Source organism: Nocardia asteroides (assembly GCA_019930625.1).
GTDB lineage: Bacteria > Actinomycetota > Actinomycetes > Mycobacteriales > Mycobacteriaceae > Nocardia > Nocardia sputi.
Window position 1 is genome coordinate 67226 of record CP082844.1, and the last position, 25820, is coordinate 93045.

Here is a 25820-nt window from a genome sequence, read left to right on the forward strand (position 1 = left end):
AACAGAAAGGCGACCCGTGCGCATTCTGGGAGTAAACGCGGTATTCCACGATCCTGCTGCTGCCGTGGTCGTGGACGGCGAGATCGTCGCGGCCGCCGAAGAAGAGCGGTTCACACGTCGCAAACACGGCAAACGGCCGGTGCCTTTTTCCGCGTGGGAACTGCCCGAGCAAGCGGCAGCATGGTGCCTGGACCGAGCGGGGATACGCCCAGACCAGCTCGACGCGGTGGGCTACTCCTACGACCCGGGGCTGGTCGATCATTCGCTCGGCGGTCTCGACGACAAAAGCGAGGAGACGCGAACGGATTACGCGTTCAGGGCGCCCGCTTTTCTCCGGGCCGCGTTGCCCGGCCTCGATCCCTCGATCGTGCGCTTCGTGCGGCATCACGTGGCGCACGCCGCGTCAGCAGCGCTCGCGGCGCCGTTCGGCGACTCGGCGGTCCTCGTGGCCGACGGTCGCGGCGAGAGCCAGTCCTATCTCGCCGGAGAGTACCGCGACGGCAAGTTCGTGGAGCTGGCGGCACAGCGGCTGCCGCACTCGCTCGGGCTGATGTACGAGGATCTCACCGCACATCTCGGATTCGCCCGGTCCAGCGACGAATACAAGGTGATGGCCCTCGCCTCCTACGGCACGCCCCGCTTCCTCGACCGCTTCCGGGAACTGGTGTATTCCACCGGTGACGGTGGTTTTCGAACCGAACCCGTGGACTGGGAGTGCTTCGCCCCCGCCGCGACCGGCGGTGACCTCGGCGGGGACCACGCCGACCTCGCCGCGAGCGTCCAACGACGACTCGAGGACGTGTTGCTGGAGTTGACGTCCTGGCTGCATCGTCAGACCGGGCAGCGCAATCTCACACTCGCCGGCGGCATCGCGCTGAACTGCGTGGCCAACACCCGGCTGCACGACGAAGGCCCCTACGAACGGATCTGGGTGCAACCGGCGGCGGGTGACGCGGGCACCGCCCTGGGCGCCGCGCTCCAGTTGGCGGCCGAGTTCGGTGAGCGTGCCACCCCGATGTGGGGGGCCGATCTCGGCCGCGAGTGGACGGACCAGGAACTGGAAACCATTCTCCGCACGGCGAAGATCCGGTACACCAGGTCCGAAGACGTTGCCGCCGAAGTGGCGCAAGCGCTCGCGGAGGACCGGGTGGTGGCCTGGTTCCAGGGCCGGGCCGAATTCGGCCCCCGCGCGCTCGGGCATCGTTCGCTGCTCGCGCATCCCGGTCGGGCGGCCAACCTGGAACGCCTCAACGATGTGAAGGGGCGCGAACAGTTCCGGCCGCTCGCCCCCATGGTGCTCGCCGACCGGGCGTCGGAGATCTTCGGACGCGGACCGTTGCCGAGCCCGTACATGCTGTTCGTCCACGATGTCGCCCCGGCATGGCGCACCCGGATTCCCGCCGTGACGCATGTGGACGGCACCGCGCGGGTGCAGACCGTCGATCCCGCGGACAACCCGGTCTTAGCGCGGATGTTGTCGGAGTTCGACCGGCGCACAGGGTTGCCCGTGGTGGTCAACACGAGCTTGAACACCGCGGGCAGGCCGATGGTCGATTCGCCTCGCGACGCCCTCGAGTGCTTCGGTTCCGCCCCGATCGACCTGCTGGCCATCGGCCCGTTTCTGGTACGGCGGCCATGACCGGCCATACCGTGGACTACAGCATCGTGATCCCGACTACGGGCCGGGAGAGTCTTCGGGTGCTGCTCGAGTCGCTCGACACCGCGGCGGGGCCGAGGCCACAGGAAATCATCGTGGTAGACGATCGGCCCGCAGGCGGGGAACTGCCGCTGCCCGGCACACGGCCTCCGGTGCGAGTCATCCGCTCGGGTGGTCGCGGACCCGCTGCCGCGAGGAACGCGGGGTGGCGGCATGCCACGGGCACGTGGATCGCGTTCCTCGACGACGATGTGCTCACCACGCCGGATTGGCCTGCCCGCTTGGCCGAGGACCTGCACGGTCTGGACGAGAAGACGGCGGCTTCCACCGCCCGCATCGAGGTGCCGCTGCCGAAATACCGGCGACCGACCGACGAGGAACGAGGAACCGCACGGCTGGCCACCGCGCGGTGGATCACAGCGGACATGGCCTACCGCCGGTCGGCGCTGGCCGCGGTCGGAGGCTTCGACGAGCGATTTCCGAGGGCGTTTCGCGAAGACGCCGATCTGGCGTTGCGCGTCTGCCTCGCCGGTTACGTCATCGCACCCGGGCAACGGCTGACTCGCCATCCGGTCCGCGCGTCCTCGGGGGCCTTGGCCAGTGTGCGAGCACAACGCGGGAACGCCGACAACGCGTTGCTGCGGCGCAAGTACGGGGCGCGGTGGCGTCAGCGCATCGGTGAAGCCGACGGGCTTCTCCCCCGCCACGCGCTGACCACGGCCGCGGGTGCGCTGGCCATGACGCTCGGCATCGCAGGCCGCAAACGCCCCGCCTTCCTGTCGGCGGCGATCTGGATGACGCTGACCGGCGCATTCGCCACGCGCCGCATCGCGCCGGGGCCTCGCACGCCCGGCGAAATCGGCCGGATGACGGTGAGCAGCGCGCTGATTCCACCGGCTGCGTGCTGGCACCGCCTGCGCGGCGAACTGCGCCACCGGCACGCGACCCACACCTCACCGCTGGCGTTGTTGTTCGACCGGGACGACACCCTCATCGTCGATGTCCCCTACCTCGCCGACCCGGCCGAGGTTCAGCCGGTGCCGGGTGCCGTCGAAGCGCTGGAGATGGCGCGTGCGGCCGGCATACAGCTCGGCATCGTGAGCAACCAGTCCGGCGTCGCGAGAGGATTGATCAGCCCCGGGCAACTGGCGGCGGTGAACGCCCGGGTCGAGGAACTGCTCGGACCTTTCGCGACGTGGCAGGTGTGCGTGCACGGCGAGGGCGACGGCTGCGGGTGTCGCAAACCCGAGCCGGGCATGGTGCGACGGGCAGCCGCGGATCTCGGCGTCGACGTCGGCCGGTGCGTGCTCATCGGCGACATCGGCGCCGATATGGACGCCGCCATATCCGCGGGCGCACGCGCGATCCTGGTGCCCACGGCGAGAACCCGCCCCGAAGAGGTGCATCGCGCGCGTCGGGAAGCGACCGTGGCGCAGAATCTGGCCGAAGCGGTACGGCTGGCGATGGCGGGTTCGCCATGACGCGCCGGGCGTTGGTGGCACGCATGGACAACATCGGCGATGTGCTGCTGGCGGGACCGTGCGTGCGCGCGGTGGCCGCGCACGTCGATGCGGTGACGCTGTTGACCGGGCCGCGAGGCCGCGCCGGCGGCGAGCTCCTTCCGGGTGTGCAACAGGTTCTGACCTGGTGTGCGCCGTGGATCGACCCGGAGCCGCCCGAGATCACCGCGGCGGGCGTGAACGCGTTCATCGAACGGATACGCGCACTCGACGTGGACCTGGCGTTGATCCTCACGTCCTTCCACCAGTCGCCGCTACCGCTGGCGCTGCTGCTCAGGATGGCCGGGGTGCGGTGGATCGGCGCGATCTCCGACGACTACCCCGGTTCGCTGCTGGATCTACGCCATCGCGTCGAAGGCGATCCCCCCGAAGCCGAACGCGCGCTGTCGCTCGCCGAAGCGGCCGGTTTCCGATTGCCGCGCGGGGACGACGGGAAACTCGCGGTCAGACAACCACTCCCGAAAGTCGTTGGCCTGACCGGCGAACCGGGCTATGTGGTGGTGCATCCCGCCGCCTCGGTACCGGCGCGGCAGCCGTCGGCGGCCCGTTCGGCGGCCATTGTCGCCGCGCTGACCGGCGCCGGTCACCGGGTGATCGTGACCGGGGCCACCTCCGACCGACCGCTCACCGATGCTGTCGCCGGTGTCCACGCCATCGACCTCGGCGGAGCCACCACCCTGCCCGAGCTCGCCGCCGTGCTCCGCGACGCGAGCGTCGTGGTAGCGCCCAACACCGGTCCGGCGCATCTCGCCGCAGCCGTCGGGACGCCGGTGGTGTCCCTCTTCGCACCGGTCGTGCCCGCCGAGCGCTGGGCGCCCTACGGCGTGCCGGTGGCGATGCTCGGTGACCAACGCGCGCCGTGCCGGGGCAGCAGGGCCCGGGAGTGCCCGGTCGCGGGGCACCCATGCCTCGAGTCGATCACCCCCGAGCAGGTCGTCATGGTGGCGGAAGAACTCGGTGCAGGCAAGCGCGAGCGTCCGCGGACAGGAGGTGTGTCGTGATCGAGGAGCATTTCGCGGCTTTGCGTACCGCACTGGAGCGCACAAGTCGCTTCGCACCGAATATCCGCAGGTGGGGGCGGGAACTGGCGGAAGTACTCGACAACGGTGGCAGATTGCTCGCGTGCGGCAACGGTGGCAGCGCCGCCGAAGCCCAGCACCTGACCGGTGAGCTGGTCGGCCGCTTCCGCACCGAGCGGCGCCCGCTGTCGGCGATCGCCTTGCACGCCGACACCTCGGCGGGCACCGCGATCGTGAACGACTACGGCGCAACCGAATTGTTCGCACGTCAGGTCCGGGCGCACGGCAGGCCCGATGACGTCCTCCTCTTGCTGTCCACCAGCGGCACCAGCCAGAACGTGGTGGCCGCGGCGAAAGCGGCGCGCGACATCGGCATCACCACGTGGGCCATGACCGGACCCGCGCCCAATCCGCTCGCGGCACTGTGCGACGACGCGGTGGCCGTGGAGGCGTCCACCACCGCGACGGTGCAGGAGGTGCATCTGGTCTTGGTGCACGCCTTGTGCGTGGCGCTCGACGACGCACTGGGGGTACCGACATGAAGCCGTTGGTCGTGGTCGGCGACGTCATTCTCGACGTCGACATCGAGGGTGTCGCCGACCGGCTATCCCCCGAAGCGCCCGTGCCCGTGGTGGACGTGGATCGCCAGTGGATACGTCCGGGCGGCGCCGGCTTGGCCGCCGCGCTGGCCGCCCAGTCGGTCGCCGAGGTCGCGCTGATCACCGCGACCACCGACGACCACGACGGCCACATCCTCGCGCGACTGCTCGACCTGCACGTGCAGGTCGTTCCGATGCTGCTGCGCGGCGAGACGGTACGAAAGACCCGCGTCCGCGCCTCCGGTCAGTCGCTGCTGCGACTGGACACCGGCGACGGGACCGCGGACGGCGGTCCGGTGAGCGCCGCGGTCACCAGGACGCTGCGGGCGGCCGGGGCGATCCTCGTCGCGGACTACGGCCGGGGTGTGGCCGCGAATCCGAGCATCCGGCACCTGCTGACCGACCTGTCCCGGGCCGTGCCGGTGGTGTGGGATCCACATCCGCGCGGTCCGGCGCCCACGCCGGGTGCGTCGCTGGTCTCACCGAATCTGAGAGAGGCGCGTCAGTTCGCGCCGGGATACGTCGAACCCGACGAGTTGGCGAAGGTGCTTCGCGACGAGTGGTCCGCGGATTCGGTCGCGGTCACCACCGGATCGGGCGGGGCGGTGCTCGCCAATGGGAAGCGGCTCACCGTGGTGCCCGTGCCCGCCGAGGTGCGTATCGCCGGGCACGCCGGTTCCGACACCTGCGGCGCGGGCGACCGATTCGCCTCGGCCGCGACCGCCGCGCTCTTCGACGGGTCCACGGTGGCCGATGCGGTGTCGCGCGCCGTGGACGCGGCGGCCGAATTCGTCGCCGCGGGCGGCGCGGTCACGCTGTCCACGTGCGACAGCGCCGCTGTCACCAAGGCGAGCACCGAGGAAGCGGGCGAGTCGGCGTTCGAGGTGGCGGCGCGGATCAGGTCGCGCGGCGGCAGACTCGTCGCCACCGGCGGCTGCTTCGATCTACTGCACCCCGGCCATGTGAGCTTGCTGCGCCAGGCACGCGCCATGGGCGACGCGCTGGTGGTCTGCCTGAACTCCGATGCGTCGGTGCGGCGTCTGAAAGGGCCGCGCCGCCCGATCGTCACCGCACGCGATCGCGCCCGGCTGCTCACCGAATTGTCCTCGGTGGACGCCGTCGTCGTGTTCGACGAGTCCACACCGAGCGCGCTGCTGGACCGCCTGCGTCCCGATGTGTGGGTCAAGGGCGGCGATTACTCCGGCGCCGAGCTGCCCGAGGCCGAAGTCGTTCGCGGTTACGGCGGCGAGATCGCGCTCGTCCCCACGGTGCCCAGTTACTCGACATCACAGCTGGTCGCCGCGGCCCAGGCCGGCGGCTGACCCGACAGCGAAGGAGCACGATGCGAACCCTCGGCAATATCTTGATCACCGGCGGCGCTTCCGGGCTCGGCGCGGCCGTTACCGCCGCCGTGCGCGAGAACGGGGGCCGCCCGTACGTGATCGACCGGGTGGAGCCCGAGACGCCGGTCGACTTCGTGCGTGCCGACCTCGCCGATACCGACGCCGCCGAACAGGCTGTGCACGAGATCATCGAGCGTGCGGGCGGGCGGATCGACGGCGTGTTCACCGCCGCCGGAACCGACGCGTGCGGCCCGCTGGACAAGGTGCCTACGAAGAAGTGGGAATACGTGGTCCAGGTCAACCTGTTCGGCACAGCCGCCGTGATCCGTGCCGCCCTTCCGGCCCTGCGGGAAAGCAAGGGAACGGTAGTCACCTGCGCTTCCACCCTGGGCATCAAAGCGGTCGGTGACGCGACCGCCTATTGCGCTTCGAAATTCGGCGTCGTCGGCTTCACCAGGGCGCTCGCCGCCGAGACGGCGGGCAGCGTCGGGGTGACGTTGCTGATCCCGGGGGGAATGCATACCGCGTTCTTCGATGACCGCGACGAGCAGTACAAGCCGCCGCCCGACGCGAAACTCAACCAACCCCACGACGTCGCCGCCGCGGTGGTCTTCGCGCTGAGCCAGCCGCCCGGCTGCGAGGTCCGGGAGATGGTCGTGTGCGCGTCGGAAGAAGGTTCGTGGCCTTGACGCACTCGATTCTCGTGCTCCGCGCACTCGGGCTCGGCGATCTGCTGACCATCGTGCCCGCCCTGCGCGGACTGAGAAATGCCTACCCGGACGGCCGGGTGGTGCTCGCCGCGCCGGAACCGCTCCGCGAGCTGGTGGGCCTCATCGACGCGGTCGATGAACTGCTGCCGACCGCGGGACTCGGTGCGCTGCGGTGGCCGGGCCCGCCGCCGAGGCTGGCGGTCAACTTGCACGGCAGCGGGCCGGAGAGCATCCGAGATCTGCTGGCGTCACGCCCGAATACCCTGCTGACCCATCACCATCCGGATTTCCCCGAGTTGCCCGGCCTCGAGTGGCGCGAGGACATGCACGAGGTGGAGCGCTGGTGCCGCCTGCTCGAATACGGAGGAATCGGCGCCGATCCCACCGCGCTGCTGCTGCCCGCCCCACCGGAGCCCGCCGAGTCGAACGTGGTCGTGATCCATCCGGGCGCGGCTTATCCCGCGCGCCGCTGGCCATCCGAACGTTTCGCGCGCGTGGCTCGGGAACTCAGCGGCAACGGCCACCGAGTGGTGATCACCGGGACAGCCGGGGAGATGCGATTGGCGAACGCGGTCGCCGAGAAAGCGGGGTTGCCGCCCTCAGCGGTGTACGCGGGACGCACCGCCCTGGCCGATCTCGCCGCGCTGGTGGCCCACGCGGCCCTGGTCGTGTGCGGCGACACCGGCGTAGGGCATCTCGCCACCGCCTTCGGCACACCGTCGGTACTGCTGTTCGGCCCCACGCCTCCGCACCGGTGGGGACCGCCCGCGGCCGCGAGACACCACGTGACGCTGTGGGCGGGGGAAGCCGGCGATCCGAATACCGACCATCCGCATCCCGGACTGCTCATGGTGCGACCGGAACAGGTGCTGACGGCCGCGACCGGGTTGCTCGCAGAGCGGGTGCGCCATGGGTAGTCGCGTCGGCGTGGTGGGCGCCGGTTATGTGGGGCTCACCAGTGCCGCGTGCCTCGCCCACTTGGGACATCACGTGGTCTGTGTCGACAATGACGAGTCGAAGGTAGCGGCTCTTCGCGCGGGTACGGTCGCGATCGTCGAGCCCGGCTTGCCGGAGCTGGTGCGCGAGGGGCTCTCGGAGAACCGGCTCTTCTTCACGTCCGACCCAGCGTCGCTGCACGAATGCGAAGTGGTCCTGTTGTGCCTTCCCACGCCCATGGGCGCCGGCGGCACGGCCGACCTGGGCGTACTCGAGGACGCGCTCGAAACGTTGTCCACCGTCCTGCCGCCGGATTGCGTGCTCGTGTCCAAGTCCACCGTGCCGGTGGGCACGGCGGCGCGCATTCCCGCGCTGTCCGGCCTCGCGAGCACGGCAGTCGTCAGCAACCCCGAATTCCTCCGGGAGGGCCACGCGGTGCAGGACTTCCTGCGTCCCGACCGCATTGTGATCGGTGCGGCCGAGCAGGACCGGGAGTCGGCCGACCGTGTCGCTGCGCTCTACGCGGGCACGGGCGCGCCGGTGCTGCGATCGGATTCGGCCAGCGCGGAACTCGCCAAGTACGCCAGCAACGCGGTCCTCGCGGTCAAACTCTCGTTCGTGAACACGCTCGCCGAACTGTGTGAACGGGTCGGAGCCGATATCACGAAAGTCACCGACGCGATGGGAATGGACGATCGGATCGGCCCGGACTTCTTGGCGCCCGGCCCCGGCTGGGGCGGCTCGTGCCTGCCCAAGGACACGCGCGCGCTCTTGCGAGCCGCGGAGACTTCGGGCGTCGACTTCGCGATCGTCCGTGATGCCCTGCGCGCCAACGACCATCAGCACGCGATGGTGATGCGCAAGATCCGTCGCGCGGCCACCGGTGCGGTCGACGGCTCACTGGCGGGCACGCGCATCGGCGTACTCGGCCTCGCGTTCAAAGCCGGGACGGGCGACCTGCGCGACTCCCCCGCCGTCGCGGTCACGCGGCAACTGGCCCATCACGACGCCACGGTCACCGCATACGACCCGTGCGTCCCGGACTCGAGCGCCCGCGACCTGCGCGGCATCCGCGTGGTGGACGACCCGTATCTGGTGGCGAAGGACGCGGGCGCGATCGTCATCCTCACCGAATGGCCCGAGTTCCGTTCCCTCGACTGGTCGAGACTCGCGACCGACGTCGACCGGGCTGTCATCGTGGACACCAGGAATCTGCTCGATGAGCAACTGCTGAGCGGCACCGGATTCACCTTGCTGGGCAACGGTACTGTCGGCTCCTTCAGTGGCTGACGGAGCTGTCGCTGCCGAACGATCCGCGGTTCGTCTCGCGCATGATCGCGATCATCGAAACCAACGTCCACACGACCGAGAAGTGAATCGGTCGCTCACGGGCTCCAGCTGAGACAGAGCCAGTTCTGTTCGCTGCTCGAGTCGGCGTAGTGCTCAGTGACAGCACGCGACCGCTGCGGATCGTCACGTCGGATCGCGAGACTGCGCAGTCCAGCGGCGGCACTCTCGAACGGACTTCCACCCGGTTCGAATCCTTTCTCGGTCGGGGACGCTCTTATGGTTGTGACACTCGAATCGAGACGAGCGACCGCGATCGACGCCTGCGTGGTCCCCATATCGCACCATCGCAAGCCCCGCGTCGGACCATCGAGGAGGTGGGTGGAGTGGATCGTGGATGGGCCGGTGAACAGCTGGTAGAAGCGGCCCAGCATGGCGACCGGGAGGCGATCTCCGCGATCATCGATGGGGCACATCCACACGTGCGGCGCTTCGCACAGCACTTGTGCGCGTCCTCCGCCGACGCCGAAGACGCCGCGCAAGAGGCCTTGATCATCCTGTATCGCAAGATCGGGACCCTGCGCGCCGCGACCGCCATCGCGTCGTGGATGTTCCGCATCGTCCGCAACGAATGCCTGCGCCGCACCCGATACCTGCTCGACCGCGGACCGCAGTTCGGTCCCGCCGTGCCCGACGCTGTCGCCTCCGCCGAGGACGAAGTCCTGCGCCGGTTCGACACCGACCAGCTCACCCAGGCGATCATCGCGTTGCCCGATCTCCAGCGCAGAGTCCTGATCATGCGCGATGTGCTCGGTTACCCCGGCCGCGCGACTGCCGACGCGCTCGGCCTCAGCACAGCGGCGATGAAATCGCAGCTGCACCGCGCACGCGCCACGATCCGCCACGGCCTCAACCCCGATCCCTAGCCCGCCACGGGACAACGACTTTCGGCCGTCAATCGCGCCATCGCTACCACCCGTACAAATCGAAGGAAACTTCACCATGCTTGCAACCGGATTTCCCGCGCCCGCAATGGAATTCGAAGACACCACCGGGCAGACTCGGCGTCTGTCCGACTACCGCGGTGAGCACAGCGCACTGCTGTATTTCATGCGCTCGACGTCATGCCCGATCTGCAACCGGCACGTGCGCGATCTCGTCGCACATCGAGACGAGTTCGACTCCAAAAACATTCGTGTCCTCATAGCGGTCCCCGAGGACCGCACCGCAGGCCTGGCCTGGCAAACCGAAAACGGCATCCCCTTCCCCGTCCTGGCCAGCTCGGCGGGCACCCCTCACGAATCAATCGGCCTGACCCGCAACTTCTTCGGCGCGATGCAGCAGTCCGGCACCATCCTCATCGACTCCGACGGCATCATCCGCCACACCCACAGCGCCACCCTTCCTACCAACAGCTACGACAGGAAGGGCATCCTCGCGGCCGTCGATTCCCTGGGCAGCCGTACAGGTTTGTGACGCTTCGGTTCCATCGAGGTCCACGTCCACTGCGGCCGATCTGAGATCGCAGAACACTTGAAGAAGGTTGCCGCGGGAACAGGAGAGATACTCAGAGCGGACCCCGCCCCCGGCCAAGTTGTAACCGTCGAAGAATATGGACAACGTGAACAATTTCTTTACCACGAGGTCTATTCCGATGGAAAATATGTGCACGATCCCAGACACAGCCCAAACCCAATCCCCATCGAGCAATGGCGGAAGACTATTATGGGAGATAATCTCGGTGCTACGGTCAAGAAGGTAGGGTAATGAATTCTGGCGACTTCATCGCCCGATTGAAGCGGTACGGAGACCTGGAGTGGTACCGCCATGCAGGCGGCACCGGCGATGACGGCACTCCCACTCCACCACTAGTTGTCTGGCGCTTTCCCGAACCTCAACCAGCTGGCCTTGCCGAACTCTTGCACGAAGCCGCTGTCGCCGATAATCGAGAGATCGACTGGTTGTTCGACACTACCCGACGGAACTGGATACTCGTACCTACACGAGTAATGGCCGAAAAAGAACGCCACGGGCTGGCAACCGAAGCGCAAGCCGCAAACCTATTGGTGAGAACGGATCTAGATTTCTGCCGACGTTCGGTACGCGATTTCGAAAGAATACTCGCAGTTCTGGACCAATATTCCGGTAACTGACTCGTCGAGTTCGCGCCATCGATATCCGTGAGCAGACTATGCCAAGTGATAACGGTTTCGACATTGACGAACCTTTGGACTTCTTCGGTCCGCCGTTCGATGCCGATCCAGGACTGTGACATCGCGAGCATACGGACGGAGGATCACGAGACCGCCCGCCACACCACCGCTCTATCGTCCGCTCGCAACGACAGGAGGCGATGTTGCAGTTCTTCGGCCGCCTCGGGCTTGGTCGGCGCGAGCCGGATGTAGGCGCCGAGGGAGTGCAGTTCGGTGATGTCGCGCAGCAAGGTCCATCCGGGCCAGTCGAGAAGGTCGTAGCCGTAGGCCGCGGCGAAGCGTGCCCGCTCGTGTTGTGGTTGGTGGAAGTGGTCGGGCAATCCGTTCACCAGGTCGAGTTCGCGTGGCCCGATGCTGCATTGGTCCCAGTCGATCAGCACCCACTGCCTGTGATCGCAGACGGCGTTCTCGCTCTGGATATCGACATGCACCAGGCCCTCCCCAAGTGGGAATTCGGTCTGGGTGAACTGGCCGACCAGCGCCTCGGCGCGGGCGCGCAGCCACGCGCGGTCAGAGTCGGTGAGTGCGGGTGTCGTCCGCTCGTCATCGAGGGCTAGGGCTTCGAACAGCCGTCGCAGCGGCTGGTATCGCGGCACGGGGAACGGCGGCCGCGCCACCGAGTGCAGCCGCCGTACGAGTGTGCCGAGGTCGGCCGGGCTTGGCCGATCTAGCGAGGGGCGGTAGGGCCAGAACGCAGCGATCGCGCCGTTGGCGGTGACTGGCTGGGTCCCGGACGCTGGAGTGAGCGCGATGGGTTGGACTTCGGCTGCCAGCCACCGTGTGACGGCGACGGCGATGTGAGCGCGCTCGCGGCGGTATGCGGTGCCGGGTGCCAGGCGCACGACGAGATCAGCGTGCGGCAGCAACCACACTGCGTTCGACCGATGATGCAGCAGTTGCGCGTCGCGGTCGTCGACGCCGAACGCTTGGCACGCGGCGCGCACGTCCGTGCGACCGGGAAGCTGGCTCTCGGTAGTCATGATGCCGTAGTGGCGAGGACCGCTCTTAGATCGCTCCGCAATTCAGCGACAATCGGATCGCTGTCGTGTCGGGTGGCAATACTGTCCAGGTCGCGGAGGCGGACGTAGCAGCGGGGTGAAGACAGCTCGGTGATCGCCGTGATCGCCTCGCGCCCGTACCGGTTGAGCACGTGGACCCGATGCTCTGCGGCCGACTCGATCACCGCCCGGCCGACATCGTGCGGGACGCAGACCACCACCAGGTCGAGCGCCTCGGCCTCGAACATCTCGCGATAATCGGCGAAGCCGGGCACATGATGCAGTGTTTCCTGCTGACGCACCACACTCGCGTCCTCATCACAGACGGCGGCCAGCTCGACATGGGGCGAGGCCACAAGCGCTGGAAGGTGATCATTGATCGCCTGGCGCCCGAGGCCCACCACACCAGCCCGCAGTGTTGTACTGCGGTGAGCGACACGGCGCGAGGTGCGCCACCCCGATTCGACATCTGGACGGACGATGCGCGACACCGGTGCTGCACCGAGCGCGCCTCGGACCGATTCACATGGTCTCATTCGATCCCCCAACTGATCGTTGTGCAGACGGCCCCTGCATATCGGAGCCGTCGTTCCAGCCTCACGCACGCGGCGGTCCTAGAAGAGGGCAAGTTACGGGGCAGATAATCTGCCCGACCGAGCGTCGGTGCTGCTGGATAGACTGAACCAACCGATATCGGCGAGGGGACGCATGCGACCGAACGTGCAACTCCAGCAGCGACGGGAAGCCACACCGTCGCGGGTGACACCTGGTCAGGTGATGGGTCGCGCCGAGCTGGCCGAGGCCGTCAACACCTACATCTGGCGCCAGCACGGTCAGCGGCGCGAACTCGATGCCCGCACCATCGCCCGCTACGAGCGCGGCACCGTCCGCTGGCCCAACGAGCTCTACCGCGAAGCGTTCCGCTCCATCCTGCAGGCCACCGATAGTGAACTGGGCTTCATCCCGAATCGAAGGCGCCGCGAAGCAGCGGCGCAGCCCGACAGCACGCTGGCGATAAGCCTGTTCAGCCCTTTTGACCCAGGCAGCGGCCCTGCTCACTATTTCGGCCCGAACGTCGACGACAAGCCGATTGGCCGGGTCGGCACGACCGAAGTCATCGACGTCCAGACAGCGACGCGCACTATCGCTTCGGCGGAGAACCTGCGGGGCGGCGGATCGATCAGCCTCGTCGCGGGCAGACAACTTGGCCGCTTCGCGCGACTACTGGACGCCAAGGCGTCGCCGAGCACTCGTCGGGCTCTGCTCGAAGCGATTGGCAACTTCGGCAGCGTCGCGGGATATGCGGCCTTCGACATCGGCGATCACGCCGCGGCTGAGCGGAGGTTCCGGCTCGCTTTGTGGTGCGCCGACACCGCCGGATCCTGGGAGCTGCGTGCCAGCGCGCTCGCCGACATGGCGCGCAAGATGGCATATATCGGTAACGCTGATGGCGCGTTGTCGCTCATCGAGCTGGCCCACGTGCGATCCGACCGGCTGTCCGCCACAACCCGCGCCATGCTCAGTGCCCTGCGCGCCCAATACTTGGCCGCCATGAAACGACCCGACGAAGCACTCTCCGAAGTGGCACGCGCCGACGAATACTTCGCCCAACGCAGCCCCGCCACCGACGCCCCCTGGCTGTGCTTCTACGACGAGGCCGAGCACCTCGGCAGCACCGGCAAAGCCCTGATCCCGATCGCACAAACTCGACACCGAATCGAATTGGCAGCGCCCAGGATTCAGCAGGCCATCGAGCTTCATGCTGCGGAATACCCTCGGTCCCAAACGTTTTCGCTCACCCGACTGGCTACCTTGACCATGCAGCTCGGCGATCCGAAGGAAGCAGTCGCCCTTGGAATCCGTGCCGCCACACAGGCGGGCCAGCTCGATTCCCATCGCATCCACAACAACTACAGCGATTGGCCGCTGCTTCCTCACCTCACCGGCGAATGAGCGACGTCGTCGAACTACGCGAAGTCATCACCCGCCGATCTGCGGCGAAAGCAGCACTATGACCGCCACGACGGCATCCAAGGAACTACTGGCGAAGGCCGCCCAACAAGCCGGGCTCGAGCTGCATCACCCGGAGGTGATCCGCGAAGGGTCCCACGCCATCTACCGGGTCAGTGACATCGTCGCGCGGATCGGAAGGCCCGGCAGCCTGAAGGATGCCGAGCGAGAGCTGCGCGTGTCACGATGGCTCAACAGTTCCGGCATCCCAACGGTGGAGGCGGTATCGGAACTGCTTCAACCGATCGTTGTCGACGACCGACCCGTCACCTGGTGGCAACTCATACCGGACCATCGGCCAGCCACGCCTGCCGAGCTCGGAGCCATGCTCCGAGCACTCCATTCGCTGCCACCGCCAGCCGATCCCGACCTGCCGAGACACGACCCGTTCGGTGATCTTCCCGCCCGGTTGGCGACTGCGGGCACAGTGGACGACGGTGACCGAACATGGCTGCTGACACGCTACGACGAGCTTCGCAAGCAATATGACAAGCTGCCGGATCCCCTGCGCCTCGTGGTCATTCATGGCGATGCCTGGCAAGGCAACCTGGTCGTGCCCCCGTCAGGTATTCCGACGGTGCTGGATCTCGACAAGGTGTCGCTTGGCCGACCGGAATGGGATCTCATTCAACTCGCCGTCGACTACACCGATTTCGCGCGAGTCCCCGACGCCGACTACCTGTCCTTTGTGAACGCCTATGGCGGCTACGACGTCACGACCCAGCCAGACTTCCGCGTATTCGCCGATATCCAGGAACTCAGATGGGTCGGGTTTGCTCTTGAACGAGCCTGTGGGAGCAGAACTGCTGCGAGGCAGGCGAATCATCGAATCGCTTGCCTCCGCGGAGCAGTGCCGCTGCCGTGGCAATGGGAAGCACTGTAACGGCGGCGGTCGACCAGAAGGCCCTCGTGTCCGTTTAGGCGGCGATCGCGGATTCCTTTCGCGCGTAGTCGGCGTACAAGAGGTCAAGCCAGGGGTAGTTACACCGAATCTGGCTCAGAATCCAGCCCAGCAACCCGCTGAGCTGTCACACCAGTAGGTCTCCGGACTCACCTGGGGGATTCACAAACTTTCCGAGTGATCGCCGTCGGCGAGGCATACGAATCGAAGGCAGCAGCGCACAAGGGCATCGAATCGATCAAGACGAACGCACCGGGCGCCGAAGTGGTTGACCTGACCTGAACCATCCGCACCGCGCGGCGACCGGAATGCCACTACAGCGCGGGTGTTCGGGCAGACGACGGCCAGCTGCCCCCGGCTCCGCATCACCGCTTTCTCAACACGTTTTACACGCAACATGGTGACCGCCCACCTGGTGTTACGCCTCTGCCTGAGCCATTGTGAGCGGTGTCGATAAACCGATCGGTTCGCGAACACCGTTAGCGGCAGAGCTGCGGATCGTGTTCTCCCCATGGGGGCGGGGTCGTAGCATTGACGTATGGGAATCTTTCGGCGGTCCAACTCGGCGCGGCGGCGGCCTGTGGGAGTACCTGACACTTGGTCTGAGTGCTCGGTGTGCGATGGATCCGGTCGCCGCCGAAAGGACCCCGAAAGCAAGCGGGATCTCGATCAGATCAAGTACGAAGACTGCGGGGCATGCAACGGCATGGGCTGGCGCTACCCACCGTCCGGGGATCCGTATCGCAACAACAGTGGGCGGTGAGGGCCTCTCGGCTCCAGGCTCGGGCGGGTTGCGTCCGGCAGAGTGGTGTACCAGCGATTTCGGAGCGACCGCGTGAGCGTGTCGTAGCCGGGTAGTGGGCGGTCACCGCGTGATCCTTCTTGAACCGCCAAGCTCAACGAAGGAGAAGTTCACGCGATGACCTCTGTCGAGCCTATCGACCCGTCGAAGTTGTTGTCCGATCAACTCGCCGTCGCCAGCCCTGACCTGCTGCGCACCATGCTCTCGACGTTCATCCAGTCGCTGATGAGCGCCGAAGCCGACGCGGTGTGCGGTGCCGGCTACGGCGAACGCTCGCCCGAGCGGGTCAACTCCCGCAACGGCTACCGGCATCGTGATTTCGACACCCGGGTCGGCACGATCGATGTCGCGATCCCGAAACTGCGATCGGGCAGCTACTTCCCGGACTGGCTGCTGGAGCGCCGCAAACGCGCCGAACGCGCACTCACCAGCGTGGTCGCCACCTGCTATCTGCTCGGAGTATCCACCCGGCGGATGGAGAAGCTTGTCGAATCCCTCGGGATCACAAGCCTGTCCAAGTCACAGGTGTCGATGATGGCCCGCGACCTGGACGCCCAGGTCGAAGCGTTCCGCACCCGTCCGCTGGATCAAGGTCCATACACCTTCGTCGCCGCCGACGCCATGGCGCTGAAAGTCCGGGAGAACGGGCGGGTGGTGAACGTGCACTGCCTGATCGCGACCGGCGTCAACGCCGAGGGCTACCGCGAAATCCTCGGTATCCAAGTCACCTCAGGTGAGGACGGAGCCGGTTGGCTGTCGTTCTTCCGGGACCTGGTCGCCCGCGGCCTGACCGGAGTCCGTCTGGTCACCTCCGACGCACACGCCGGGCTGGTGGCCGCGATCGGCGCCACCCTGCCCGGCGCGAGCTGGCAGCGCTGCCGCACCCACTACACAGTCAACCTGATGTCGGTGTGTCCGAAAACGTCGTGGCCGTGGGTGCGGACCCTGCTGCACTCGGTATTCGATCAAGCAGACCCGGAATCAGTTGCCGCCCAATACGACCGGATGCTCGACGCGTTGACCGAGAAACTGCCGAAAGTCGCCGACCACCTCGACACCGCCCGCGCCGACCTGCTCGCGTTCACCAGCTTCCCCAAACAGATCTGGCGCCAGATCTGGTCCAACAACCCCCAAGAACGGTTGAACAAGGAGATCCGCCGCCGCACCGACGTCGTCGGCATCTTCCCCGACCGCGCCGCGATCATCCACCTCGTCGGCGCCGTGCTCGCCGAACAACACGACGAATGGATCGAAGGCCGCCGCTACCTCGGCCTCGACGTCCTGACCCGATCCCGCGCCACCACCGACACCAACCCGAATGAACAGGAGGAAACCACCACCCCAGCCCTCACCGCCTGACCACCAACCGGATCAGCGGTGACCGCCCCTCCTACACCACGCCCCCGGACTTGACCGCAAGCCCACCGCGCGCGAACTTCGGTCCACAGAGCGGTCCAGTCCAGGCCCCGCGTCCCCGGCTGTTTCAGCCAGGGACGCGGGCCACTGATCCGCTCACGGTCTGTGAGGGTTCGTTTGGTTGGCGGCGAAGCCGTGGCATGGCAGGTTTCAGGCTCCGGTGTCTTTCGCGGCGCGGACCCGGTCTTCCCAGCGGGCCTGGCGGCGGTGCCGTAGTTCCGGGTCAGTGAGCTGACCACGTCTGGTGTTAGGGACAAATGCTGTCAAACGCAGCCCCGTCGACATCGGTGAACCGCAGTTGCGCGCCTGGGTGCGGTCCTTTCATTCGCGTGACCAGTCACATGCCGGTGGGCCAGCCCGACAACTGCGCCAGGGCGGTGTAGCCAGACAGATGCGCAGCCGCTCAGAACGAATAGTCCGCTTCAACTACTCACTGCCGCCCTGAGTGCATCCGGTCGTCTGCGTTCCCATATTCGATGCGCCCCGCCGAGGGCGCGAGTCTGCCACGTTCAACCGTCGAGCCGGAAGCGACAAGCCGATGGGCCATACCCACAGGGAAACGGTTGCAACGTAAGGAAGTTTAGACCGGAATTCTTGGCGTATTCTTGGTCGCTGCCCGCAGACTAGAACAGGTCAGGCACGATGACCGTGCCTGACCTGTTGGTTATGCTCCCCCATCTGGACTCGAACCAGAAACCTGCCGATTAACAGTCGGCTGCTCTGCCAATTGAGCTATAGGGGATTGCCCTCGGCTCGTCCGATTGGTATCGGGCGGGCCGAGGAGAAACTTTAGCGTATGGCTGGGCGGGAGCCCAAATCGTGTCGCTACCTGCTGACTTGTCCTCGAGGGCGGGGGTGGCGCCACGGGGTGTCCGGATCGACAGGCGTGTGGGGCGTCGGGCAGGATGGGGGCGGCGAACTGGCAACTGGGAGGAGCACATCGAGATGCTGCGGTTGATCATCGGCGTGGCGGCCGGGTATGTACTCGGCAGCAAGGCCGGGCGGGCTCGCTACGAACAGATCAGCGCCGCGACCCGCGCGCTGACCGAGAGCCCGGTGACCCGCAAGCTCGTGCTCGTCGGCAGGCAGAAGCTGGCGGACAAGCTCAGCACCCGTCCCCGGCTGGAGCCGATGGAGCCGCTCGACGAGCGGACCACCGTCCTGGTGCCGCACGACCAACTCCGTCGCTGACCTGCGCCGACACCTGACGTACCCATCCCTCGCACCCTGTCGGATCACGTGCGAGGGATCGCGGAAACTGACGAGGGCGGCCGCTAGGCTCCGGTGGCGAAATCGCCGTGGTTGCCCATCGCCTGGGTGAGCAGGCTCTTGCGGTACTGCTCCAGGGCGACGAGGTCGCCGAAGAGGGCGAAGTAGGCGTCCGGTTGTTCGGTCGAGGAGACCCGCTGCAGCTTGGACTTGAGTTCGGCGATCTGCCTGCCGACCCAGGCCTCCTGGGTGCGGGCCAGCACACCGGCGACGAAGCGCGGGATGTCGGCTTCCGTCTTCACCGGCAGCGGCTCGTTGGCCAGCTCCGACAGCAGGGCGCGCACGGTCAGGTCCTCGGTGCGATCCGCGACGGCGTTGACCCACTCGGCGCCGCCGAGCCCGGCCGCCGTACCGCCCGCCTCGGCGATCAGGGTGCGAACCATCGCGTAGGCGGGATGGGTGAAGGCCTCGGACTCGAGGGCGTCGAAACCCGCTCCCGCCATCGCCGGGTACTGAAGAGCTGCGGCCAGCACCTGTCGTTGCGGCAGGAGCGTGGGATCGTTCGGCTTCGGCCGGGCCGCCGGATGTTCGGCGACCACTTCGCGCTTCGCGGCCGGACGCGCCGCTCCAGCGCGGCCTCCATCGTTGCGTGGCCGCTTGGCCTCCTCGCCGACGCGGCGCACCACGGTCTGGATGTCGTCCCAGCCGACCCAGCCGGCCAGTTTGGTGGCGTACGCCTTGCGCAGGGCGTTGTCCTTGATCTGCGCGACCACCGGCACCGCCCGACGCAGCGCCTCGACCTGCCCCTCCGCGGTGTCCAGGTTGTGGTCGGCCAGCAGGCCGCGGATCACGAACTCGTACAGCGGGGTCCGGCGGGCGACGAGGTCGCGCACGGCGGCGTCACCGGAGTGCTGCCGCAGCTCGCACGGGTCCTGCCCGTCCGGTGCGATCGCGATATAAGTCTGACCGGCCAATTTCTGGTCGCCCGAGAATGCTTTCAGAGCCGCCGCCTGGCCCGCAGCGTCGCCGTCGAAGGTGTAGATGATCTCGCCGCGCCAGAAGTTGTCGTCCATCATGAGGCGGCGCAACAAGGCGAGATGCTCGTCGCCGAAGGCGGTGCCGCACGAGGCGACGGCGGTTTTCACCCCGGCCAGGTGCATCGCCATGACGTCGGTGTAGCCCTCGACCACCACCGCCTGATGACCCTTGGCGATCTCACGCTTGGCGAGGTCGAGGCCGAACAGCACCTGAGACTTCTTGTACAGCAACGTTTCCGGAGTGTTGATGTACTTGCCGGGCATGGTGTCGTCATCGAAGAGCTTGCGGGCGCCGAACCCGATGACGTCGCCGGAGAGGTTCCGGATCGGCCACAGCAGACGCCGGTGGAAGCGGTCGATCGGGCCGCGCTGACCTTGCCGGGACAGCCCGGCCGCCTCCAGCTCCTTGAAGTCGAACCCCTTGCGGAGCAGGTGCTTGGTGAGCGCGTCCCACCCTGCCGGGGCGTAGCCGCAGCCGAAATGGTGCGCGGCCGCCGCGTCGAAGTTGCGATCGGTGAGATATTTGCGCGCGGCTTCGGCTTCCGGCTCGCGCAACTGGGCGACATAGAACTCGTGCGCGGCCGCGTTCGCCGCGACCAGCCGGGACCGCGTGCCGCGGTCGCGCTGCACCGAGGTGCCGCCGCCCTCGTAGTTGATCTGGTAACCGATCCGGTCGGCCAGCTGCTCGACCGACTCGACGAACCCGACGTGCTCGATCTTCTGCATGAAGGCGAACACGTCGCCGCCCTCACCGCAGCCGAAGCAGTGGAACAGGCCGTGGTTGGGCCGCACGTGGAACGAGGGTGACTTCTCGTCGTGGAACGGGCACAGGCCCTTCATGGAGTCCGCTCCGGCGCGCTTGAGCGCGACGTACTCCCCCACCACGTCTTCGATCCGGACGCGTTCGCGTATTGCCGCGATATCGCGATCTGGAAGTCGTCCGGCCACGGCTGAGAGTCTAGGCGAACGCGGGGCCGACGCGCCCGGGCGGCTCGGCCCAGCGGGTCAGGTCCTTCAGGATCGATCGAGTTCCGCGCGGACCGCCGCGACCGTTTCCACCAGCCGAGCCTGGTGCGTGCCCTGCCAGTAGATCCGACCGCAATCGCGGCACTGCCGGAACGTGTCGTAATAGCGCCGGGTGAGCGGTTCCAGCCGGTCTTCGACCTCGGCTTTGGCGACCTCGACGACGACACCGCCACAGCGCAGGCAGCGGGTGAACGGCGCCAGGCACGCGAGGAGATCGAGCCGCCGGATCAGCTCGAGGACCTGGTCGAACGGCTGCTCGGATCGGATGTAGACGCCGTGCGTGACGTTGCGGCGTTTCAACAGCCCGCGGTCCCGGGTGAGCAGGATCCGGTGCTCGGCCGCCGAGACCTCGGCGAGTTCGGCGTCCTCGGCGTCCCACCGGCAGAGCACGTCCAGGCCCAGCAGTCGCATCAGCTTGGCGAGGCCGCCGAGATTCACATCCGCGAGGAAACGTGGCGTACGCAACGGGTGCGGGCGAACCCTGGTCACGCGGCTGATGTCGAGGGTCTCGAACACGGGATACGCCGTGATCCGCCCGTCGGGGCGCGGGCGATGGTCGAAATCGACCGATTGTCCGTCGACCAGGACCAGGTCGACCTCGGTGTGTGGAATGCCAGCGGCCTCGATGACGTCCTTCACCGTCTGGTGCGGCCGCGACGGCCGCCGCAGCGCGGTGTACCGCTCGCCCGGCCGCAGGAAGTCGTTCAGCTCGGCGTAGACCCTCAGCTCGACGCTCATTCGACGAACAACGCCATCGAGGCGGTGAATCCGTGCAACGCGTTTCGGCCCGCGATCGGCCCGATCTCGCCCGCGGCGAAGAAACCCGCGAGGGGGATGCCGTCGAGCAGATCCTCGATCGTCGTGGCATCGTGATCGGCGACCCCGAACATCCGGCGGCCGCGTCCGTTGCAGGTGAACAGCAACGCGCCGGCCGGACGTCCGGGAATTTCCGTCCGCGCCCGCGCCAGGGCCGCTCGCAGGTCCTGGTCCGCCCCGATCGCGTCGCGGACCTGGAATTGCACGGTCGTGCCGACCTCCACGACCTCGCCGACCTCGATCGCGCCACTGGACGGATCGGCGCCGAGCAGGCCACGGACCAGGAAGTCGCCTTGCCCCGGCTCGACCAGATGCTCGTCGACCACGAATCCGATCTGCAAGCCGCGCGCGAGCTGTTCCTGCTGATCGGGTGGCAGCACGGCGACGATCTCCCGCAAACGCTCGATCGGCGGCTGACCGCCGAGCCCGGTGATCACCGTGCCGTCCGCGCCGGTGACCGTGTAGGGGTAGCCGATCGGCCGGCAGCCCTGCGACACGATCGGCACGCCGTGCAGTCCCGGGAGCCGCACGCCGACCGCGCCGGATGTCACCACGGTGTGGTCACGGAACAGCCGGCTGCCTTCCGGCCCCCGGCCGCCGCTCACCAACCCGCCCATGACGACGGTGCCGGGCAGGTCCGTGTTCACGTACTCCAGCAGCAGGTCGGCCGGGAACGAGTACGGGTCGGGCAGTAGCAGGTGGAAGTCGCGCGCGGCTTTGTCGAAGCGATAACCGGCCAGCAGCCCGCCACTCGCCGTGCGGAGGAAGTCCAATTGGAAGGTCTCGGCGGCGGGCAGTCCGGAGGCCAGCCACACCGCCACCGCGGGCTCGTCCTCGATCTCGCGGCGGCCCGCTACGACCGCCTGCGCCACGCATCCGATCAGGGCGGGTACCCGGACCGTCCGATGGACGCCGTACAGCACTTCCACGGCGTCGTCGGTGTGCGCGCGGGATGCGAGGAGGACAGCGAGCGACGGCGCGTCGTCCGCGAGTTGATCGCGGGCGAGCGCTGCGGCCTCCCTGCCCGCCTGCCGCGCATCGGACGCGGTGGAGAGCCCTACTCCGATCCGCACCCTTCCATGGTAGCCAACCTGGGCGGATGGGGATGTTGTTGCGGCACAGCAGATTTCATCATCGATGACGGAGTTTGCCCGCACTGTGGAGTGTTCTGGCGCGGTGCCACTCGCTCAGGGAGGCCGTCGGCGTGACTGTCTGGTGCACGTCTGGAGCTTGCCGCCTCGGCGGTGCAACATAGATTCGCGATTGTTGCGATCCGATTGCTGTTCGACAAATGTGAGCCGCCCGCTATCTTCCCAACCCCGAGAGGTCGGGCGGATCTGAGTCACAATAGCGCCACCACAGTCTGCTTTCGGCCACGCGAGATCAGAATGTCGGCGCAGGCCAGTGCACCGCGGCAAGAGCTGGATGAGGACTAGCGGGAGACATCGTGAGTCAGCCGTCGCGGATCGACACCGGCGAACTTCGCGCGATGGTCTCGACACTGGAGCGCCTCATCGCCGAGGCATCCCGGACAGTCGGCGAGTTGAAGGCAACCATCGCATCCGCCGAGACGCTCATCGGCGACCACCACGACGATTCCCCGGTTCCGGTGCGAGCCGATGCCCCGCTCGCCCAGGCCCCCGCGGCTGCACCGCCGGGCGCGTCGGAACGCAAGGCGCTGCCCACCCCGTGGTCTCGCAGAGCCCCGGCGACGCCTTGGTCGCAGCGTGTCGTCAGGCCGTGCCCGACGGTGCCGAGCATCCCGATTCGAGTTTCCGCGGCGCGCGCGGTGGATTTACCGGCCGCAGAACTGTCAGTACCCTCACGGCAACAAACGTCGCCTCGTTACGCGGAATCCGACCTCCCGCGAGACCGGGGCAGCTTGGTCGACGACTCCGTGCCGGTCGAGCGAACCGTTTTCACCGGCGATTCCCAACCCACCCCCCGAGTCTTTCTCCCCGCGGACTCGGCACCGATCCGGAAGACCGATTACAGAGACCAGTCGGCGGTCATTCCGCCCACCGCGTCCACATCCATCGGGCGGTCCGGGCTCATCGACGACTCGACCCCTTTCCAGCGCACCGATGCCGTAGGACTCGGCCCACGCATTCGCGACGCCCCGGCGACCGACATCACCGACTTTGCTCCCGCAGGGCAGACCACCGCCGCGCCCCACCGCGAATCGGTCCCGAAGACGACCGAGGCCGACGGTTTCACACCTCGCCGACATATCGACTCTGCCGACGAATCCAGCCCGATCCAGCGGACCGGCCCCGCAGCGCGCACCGCGGCCGTCCAGGCGCCCGACGTCCCACCGGTCCGCCGGACTGGCATCACAGACCACGCGGCCGCGCAGCCGACCGACACCAGCCCGGACTCCGCACTGGTCCGGGAGTCCGGCATCGCTGACAACTTCTCGACGAGTCCGAAAGGCCACGCGGAACGTCCTGCGGTAAGCCAGTCGGCCGACTCCCGGCCCATCCCCCAGCCGAACTCGACTGACGACAGCGACCTCAGCCGACGGCCTGAAGCCACAGGCCCGCCTACGCCGATCGACCTCAACCACCCCGGACCCATTCAGCAGGACACCGCTGACGACGCCGCGCCAGCACCGCAGATCGAGACCGAATCGGACTCGGCAGCCGTCCCACGAATCGACATCCCGCACCGCACCGAAGAGCTCCACCCGATCGGCATCGCGGAGGACGCGGCCTCGACACGCCCACCCGATCCCGGTCCCCCACTCGACACCGCCGCCGAACCGGTGGTCATCGAGCGAACCGACCCCGCGAGCCGCCCAGCACGCGCCATCGCGGACGAGGCCCCACCGCGAGGCGACAACGAGCGTCGCCCCGAACTGATTTCGCCGATCGACCTCGCGAACTGCCTGGCATCGGCTCAGCGAACAGTTTCCCGATCCACCGAGTCCGCCACCCCCTGGGGCCTGGCACCCCGCCGGCAGCCCGACAGCACCCACGACTCCGCACCCATCCGGCAGGTCGAGGCCGGACACGACATCGCAGCCGACGGGAGGACCGACGCCGGCGCCGCCCTCCAGGAGACCGTCCCCGTCCGCCCCTCCGCAGTGAGGGACTTCCCGCCCACCCAGCCGGGCGATTTCGCCGACGGCCCCGTACTCAGCCGACGGACCGAAGCCACGAGCCCGCTCGCGCCTCTGGAACACACCGCGAGCGCCAACCATCCCGGAGGCATCGAGGAGACGGGGGTCGGCGTCCCCCCAGCCTCGATCGACACCGCCACCGGCTCAGCCGCCTCTCCACGGATCGACGTGTCGCACGACAGCGACGCCATCCCGCCGATCGGTAGTTCGAAAGGTGCCCCCGCGGCCCGCCGGAACGATTCCGGACCTCACCGACGGACCGGCAGCACAAGCAACTTCGTGTCCACCCCGCGAACCGACCCCGCCTCCCTCGAGCAGAGCAAGACTCCAGTCCACCGGGAACCGGTACAGCGGACCGCTGACCCAGCAGCCCGTGCATCAGATCGGCCGGCCACCGCCGCCCCCGCGCCGCAACGCGACCGCACCCCCGACTCCGCACCCGAGCAACGGAATGCCCCGGCACCCAGCGAGCAGACAACCACCAGGCACCGCCCTCCACCACCGCGAACCAACACCACCGAGGCCTCCGAGGCCTCCGAGGCGAGCCGGATCGCCCAGGAGATGGCGGAGCGGCACGACTTGGAAATCGTCGGGTTCGATGCCGGGAACGTCGACAGCCAAGCGGTCCGTGAGATTGTTTCCGCCATCGATGATCTGCTGGCGAAATACCCGATTCCGTTGCGGGGGATCGAACTCACCGACGATCCGGAATCGCGTCCGAGGCCGAACCCCACAACGATGACGCAGGGACCGGCTGAGGTTTGGATAGTCCTGGATAAAGCCGCCCCGCATCCGCCGGGCGGGGCGGCTCCACAGCAAACGCGAAGAGTCTTTCGGAGGCGCGGGCCTGTCGAGCGACCGATGTATACGACGGTCGTCCGCGAATTCGCGAGGGCATTGGACGTCGCGGGTGGTTTTCGAGCTCGTCAAGAAGCGTTGCGTACGTTGATCAACGAGTCCCTGCTCCGTGGCGGCAGTGGCGCCGGTCTGCTGGACCCCGGCCGGGCTCTGGTGGAGGGCTTCACCGAGGTGGTCCTGCGTGGGGATCGCGCGGGGGCGTCGGCGAAGGAACTACACGCGGCACTGGTGAAAATGGCGCGCGCGGATTCCACCGATGTGCCGGAGCACGCCGACCCGACGGAGTCCACCGATCTGCCGGAGGCCACCGACCTGACGGCGTGACCGCGCTGCCGCCGCACG

The 25820-nt window shown here is 67.6% G+C and carries 22 protein-coding genes, 1 tRNA gene and 1 pseudogene; 17 read left to right on the top strand and 7 right to left on the bottom strand.

What is annotated here, in order from left to right:
- Nucleotides 1-16 precede the first annotated feature (16 nt).
- The 11 genes from K8O92_00375 (at nt 17) to K8O92_00425 (ending at nt 11224) form a co-directional block, all read left to right on the top strand.
- Nucleotides 17-1639, top strand: a complete 1623-nt coding sequence (locus K8O92_00375) for a carbamoyltransferase (GenBank protein UAK32543.1) — start codon at nt 17-19, stop codon at nt 1637-1639.
- Entirely contained in the window at nt 1636-3138 is a 1503-nt protein-coding gene (locus K8O92_00380; GenBank protein UAK32544.1) for an HAD-IIIA family hydrolase, read from the top strand. The genes K8O92_00375 and K8O92_00380 overlap by 4 nt, the downstream gene beginning before the upstream one ends.
- The gene (locus tag K8O92_00385; GenBank protein UAK32545.1) at nt 3135-4178 is read left to right on the top strand and encodes a glycosyltransferase family 9 protein; all 1044 of its coding nucleotides are present in this window, start codon (nt 3135-3137) and stop codon (nt 4176-4178) included. Before K8O92_00380 ends, K8O92_00385 begins: the two co-directional genes overlap by 4 nt.
- Nucleotides 4175-4738: an SIS domain-containing protein gene (locus K8O92_00390; protein ID UAK32546.1), complete on the top strand. Its 564-nt coding sequence runs from the start codon at nt 4175-4177 to the stop codon at nt 4736-4738. Before K8O92_00385 ends, K8O92_00390 begins: the two co-directional genes overlap by 4 nt.
- A complete protein-coding gene (gene rfaE2, locus K8O92_00395; protein ID UAK32547.1) occupies nt 4735-6117 on the top strand; it encodes a D-glycero-beta-D-manno-heptose 1-phosphate adenylyltransferase in 1383 nt (460 codons plus the stop codon). The genes K8O92_00390 and rfaE2 overlap by 4 nt, the downstream gene beginning before the upstream one ends.
- Nucleotides 6118-6137: 20 nt before the next feature.
- Entirely contained in the window at nt 6138-6827 is a 690-nt protein-coding gene (locus K8O92_00400; protein UAK32548.1) for an SDR family oxidoreductase, read from the top strand.
- 8 nt (nt 6828-6835) lie between these two features.
- Nucleotides 6836-7765 (top strand): glycosyltransferase family 9 protein, encoded by a 930-nt coding sequence (locus tag K8O92_00405; GenBank protein UAK35348.1) that lies wholly within the window; start codon nt 6836-6838, stop codon nt 7763-7765.
- Nucleotides 7758-9074, top strand: a complete 1317-nt coding sequence (locus K8O92_00410) for a UDP-glucose/GDP-mannose dehydrogenase family protein (GenBank protein UAK32549.1) — start codon at nt 7758-7760, stop codon at nt 9072-9074. Before K8O92_00405 ends, K8O92_00410 begins: the two co-directional genes overlap by 8 nt.
- A gap of 383 nt (nt 9075-9457) precedes the next feature.
- Nucleotides 9458-9997: an RNA polymerase sigma factor gene (locus tag K8O92_00415; protein UAK32550.1), complete on the top strand. Its 540-nt coding sequence runs from the start codon at nt 9458-9460 to the stop codon at nt 9995-9997.
- Nucleotides 9998-10073: 76 nt separating this feature from the next.
- Nucleotides 10074-10547, top strand: coding sequence for a peroxiredoxin family protein (locus K8O92_00420; GenBank protein UAK32551.1), 474 nt, complete (start codon nt 10074-10076; stop codon nt 10545-10547).
- Nucleotides 10548-10837: 290 nt separating this feature from the next.
- A complete protein-coding gene (locus K8O92_00425; GenBank protein UAK32552.1) occupies nt 10838-11224 on the top strand; it encodes a hypothetical protein in 387 nt (128 codons plus the stop codon).
- 143 nt (nt 11225-11367) lie between these two features.
- Here the strand turns inward: K8O92_00425 and K8O92_00430 are convergent, their stop codons facing one another.
- Both K8O92_00430 and K8O92_00435 read right to left on the bottom strand, forming a co-directional pair.
- Nucleotides 11368-12264, bottom strand: a complete 897-nt coding sequence (locus tag K8O92_00430; protein UAK32553.1) for an aminoglycoside phosphotransferase family protein — start codon at nt 12262-12264, stop codon at nt 11368-11370.
- Nucleotides 12261-12818: a Gfo/Idh/MocA family oxidoreductase gene (locus K8O92_00435; protein UAK32554.1), complete on the bottom strand. Its 558-nt coding sequence runs from the start codon at nt 12816-12818 to the stop codon at nt 12261-12263. Before K8O92_00435 ends, K8O92_00430 begins: the two co-directional genes overlap by 4 nt.
- 172 nt (nt 12819-12990) lie before the next feature.
- On the opposite strand from K8O92_00435, the gene K8O92_00440 reads away from it, so the two are divergent.
- The 4 genes from K8O92_00440 (at nt 12991) to K8O92_00455 (ending at nt 17354) form a co-directional block, all read left to right on the top strand.
- Nucleotides 12991-14235: a tetratricopeptide repeat protein gene (locus tag K8O92_00440; GenBank protein UAK32555.1), complete on the top strand. Its 1245-nt coding sequence runs from the start codon at nt 12991-12993 to the stop codon at nt 14233-14235.
- A 58-nt stretch (nt 14236-14293) separates the two neighbouring features.
- On the top strand, nt 14294-15175 hold the full coding sequence (locus tag K8O92_00445) for an aminoglycoside phosphotransferase family protein (GenBank protein UAK32556.1): 882 nt from the start codon (nt 14294-14296) through the stop codon (nt 15173-15175).
- A 171-nt stretch (nt 15176-15346) separates the two neighbouring features.
- The gene (locus K8O92_00450) at nt 15347-15475 is read left to right on the top strand and encodes a YegP family protein (protein UAK35349.1); all 129 of its coding nucleotides are present in this window, start codon (nt 15347-15349) and stop codon (nt 15473-15475) included.
- Between the two features lie 637 nt (nt 15476-16112).
- Nucleotides 16113-17354, top strand: coding sequence for an IS256 family transposase (locus K8O92_00455; protein ID UAK32557.1), 1242 nt, complete (start codon nt 16113-16115; stop codon nt 17352-17354).
- Between the two features lie 210 nt (nt 17355-17564).
- Here the strand turns inward: K8O92_00455 and K8O92_00460 are convergent.
- Nucleotides 17565-17775, bottom strand: a pseudogene (locus tag K8O92_00460) (IS1380 family transposase).
- 305 nt (nt 17776-18080) lie between these two features.
- Nucleotides 18081-18153: transfer RNA gene (locus tag K8O92_00465), tRNA-Asn, on the bottom strand.
- 203 nt (nt 18154-18356) lie between these two features.
- Between K8O92_00465 and K8O92_00470 the strand changes: the two genes are divergently transcribed.
- Nucleotides 18357-18602: a hypothetical protein gene (locus tag K8O92_00470; GenBank protein ID UAK32558.1), complete on the top strand. Its 246-nt coding sequence runs from the start codon at nt 18357-18359 to the stop codon at nt 18600-18602.
- A gap of 83 nt (nt 18603-18685) precedes the next feature.
- On the opposite strand, the gene dnaG is transcribed toward K8O92_00470, so the two are convergent.
- The 3 genes from dnaG to K8O92_00485 all read right to left on the bottom strand — a co-directional run bounded on the left by dnaG (nt 18686) and on the right by K8O92_00485 (nt 22572).
- Nucleotides 18686-20605 carry a DNA primase gene (gene dnaG / locus K8O92_00475; GenBank protein ID UAK32559.1) on the bottom strand — a complete coding sequence of 640 codons (1920 nt, stop codon included), beginning with the start codon at nt 20603-20605 and terminating at the stop codon, nt 18686-18688.
- Between the two features lie 66 nt (nt 20606-20671).
- On the bottom strand, nt 20672-21421 hold the full coding sequence (locus K8O92_00480) for a Mut7-C ubiquitin/RNAse domain-containing protein (protein UAK32560.1): 750 nt from the start codon (nt 21419-21421) through the stop codon (nt 20672-20674).
- Entirely contained in the window at nt 21418-22572 is a 1155-nt protein-coding gene (locus K8O92_00485) for an FIST C-terminal domain-containing protein (protein ID UAK32561.1), read from the bottom strand. Before K8O92_00485 ends, K8O92_00480 begins: the two co-directional genes overlap by 4 nt.
- A gap of 374 nt (nt 22573-22946) precedes the next feature.
- On the opposite strand from K8O92_00485, the gene K8O92_00490 reads away from it, so the two are divergent.
- Complete coding sequence (locus K8O92_00490; protein UAK32562.1) at nt 22947-25802, top strand: hypothetical protein; 2856 nt, start codon at nt 22947-22949, stop codon at nt 25800-25802.
- The last annotated feature ends 18 nt before the right edge of the window (nt 25803-25820 follow it).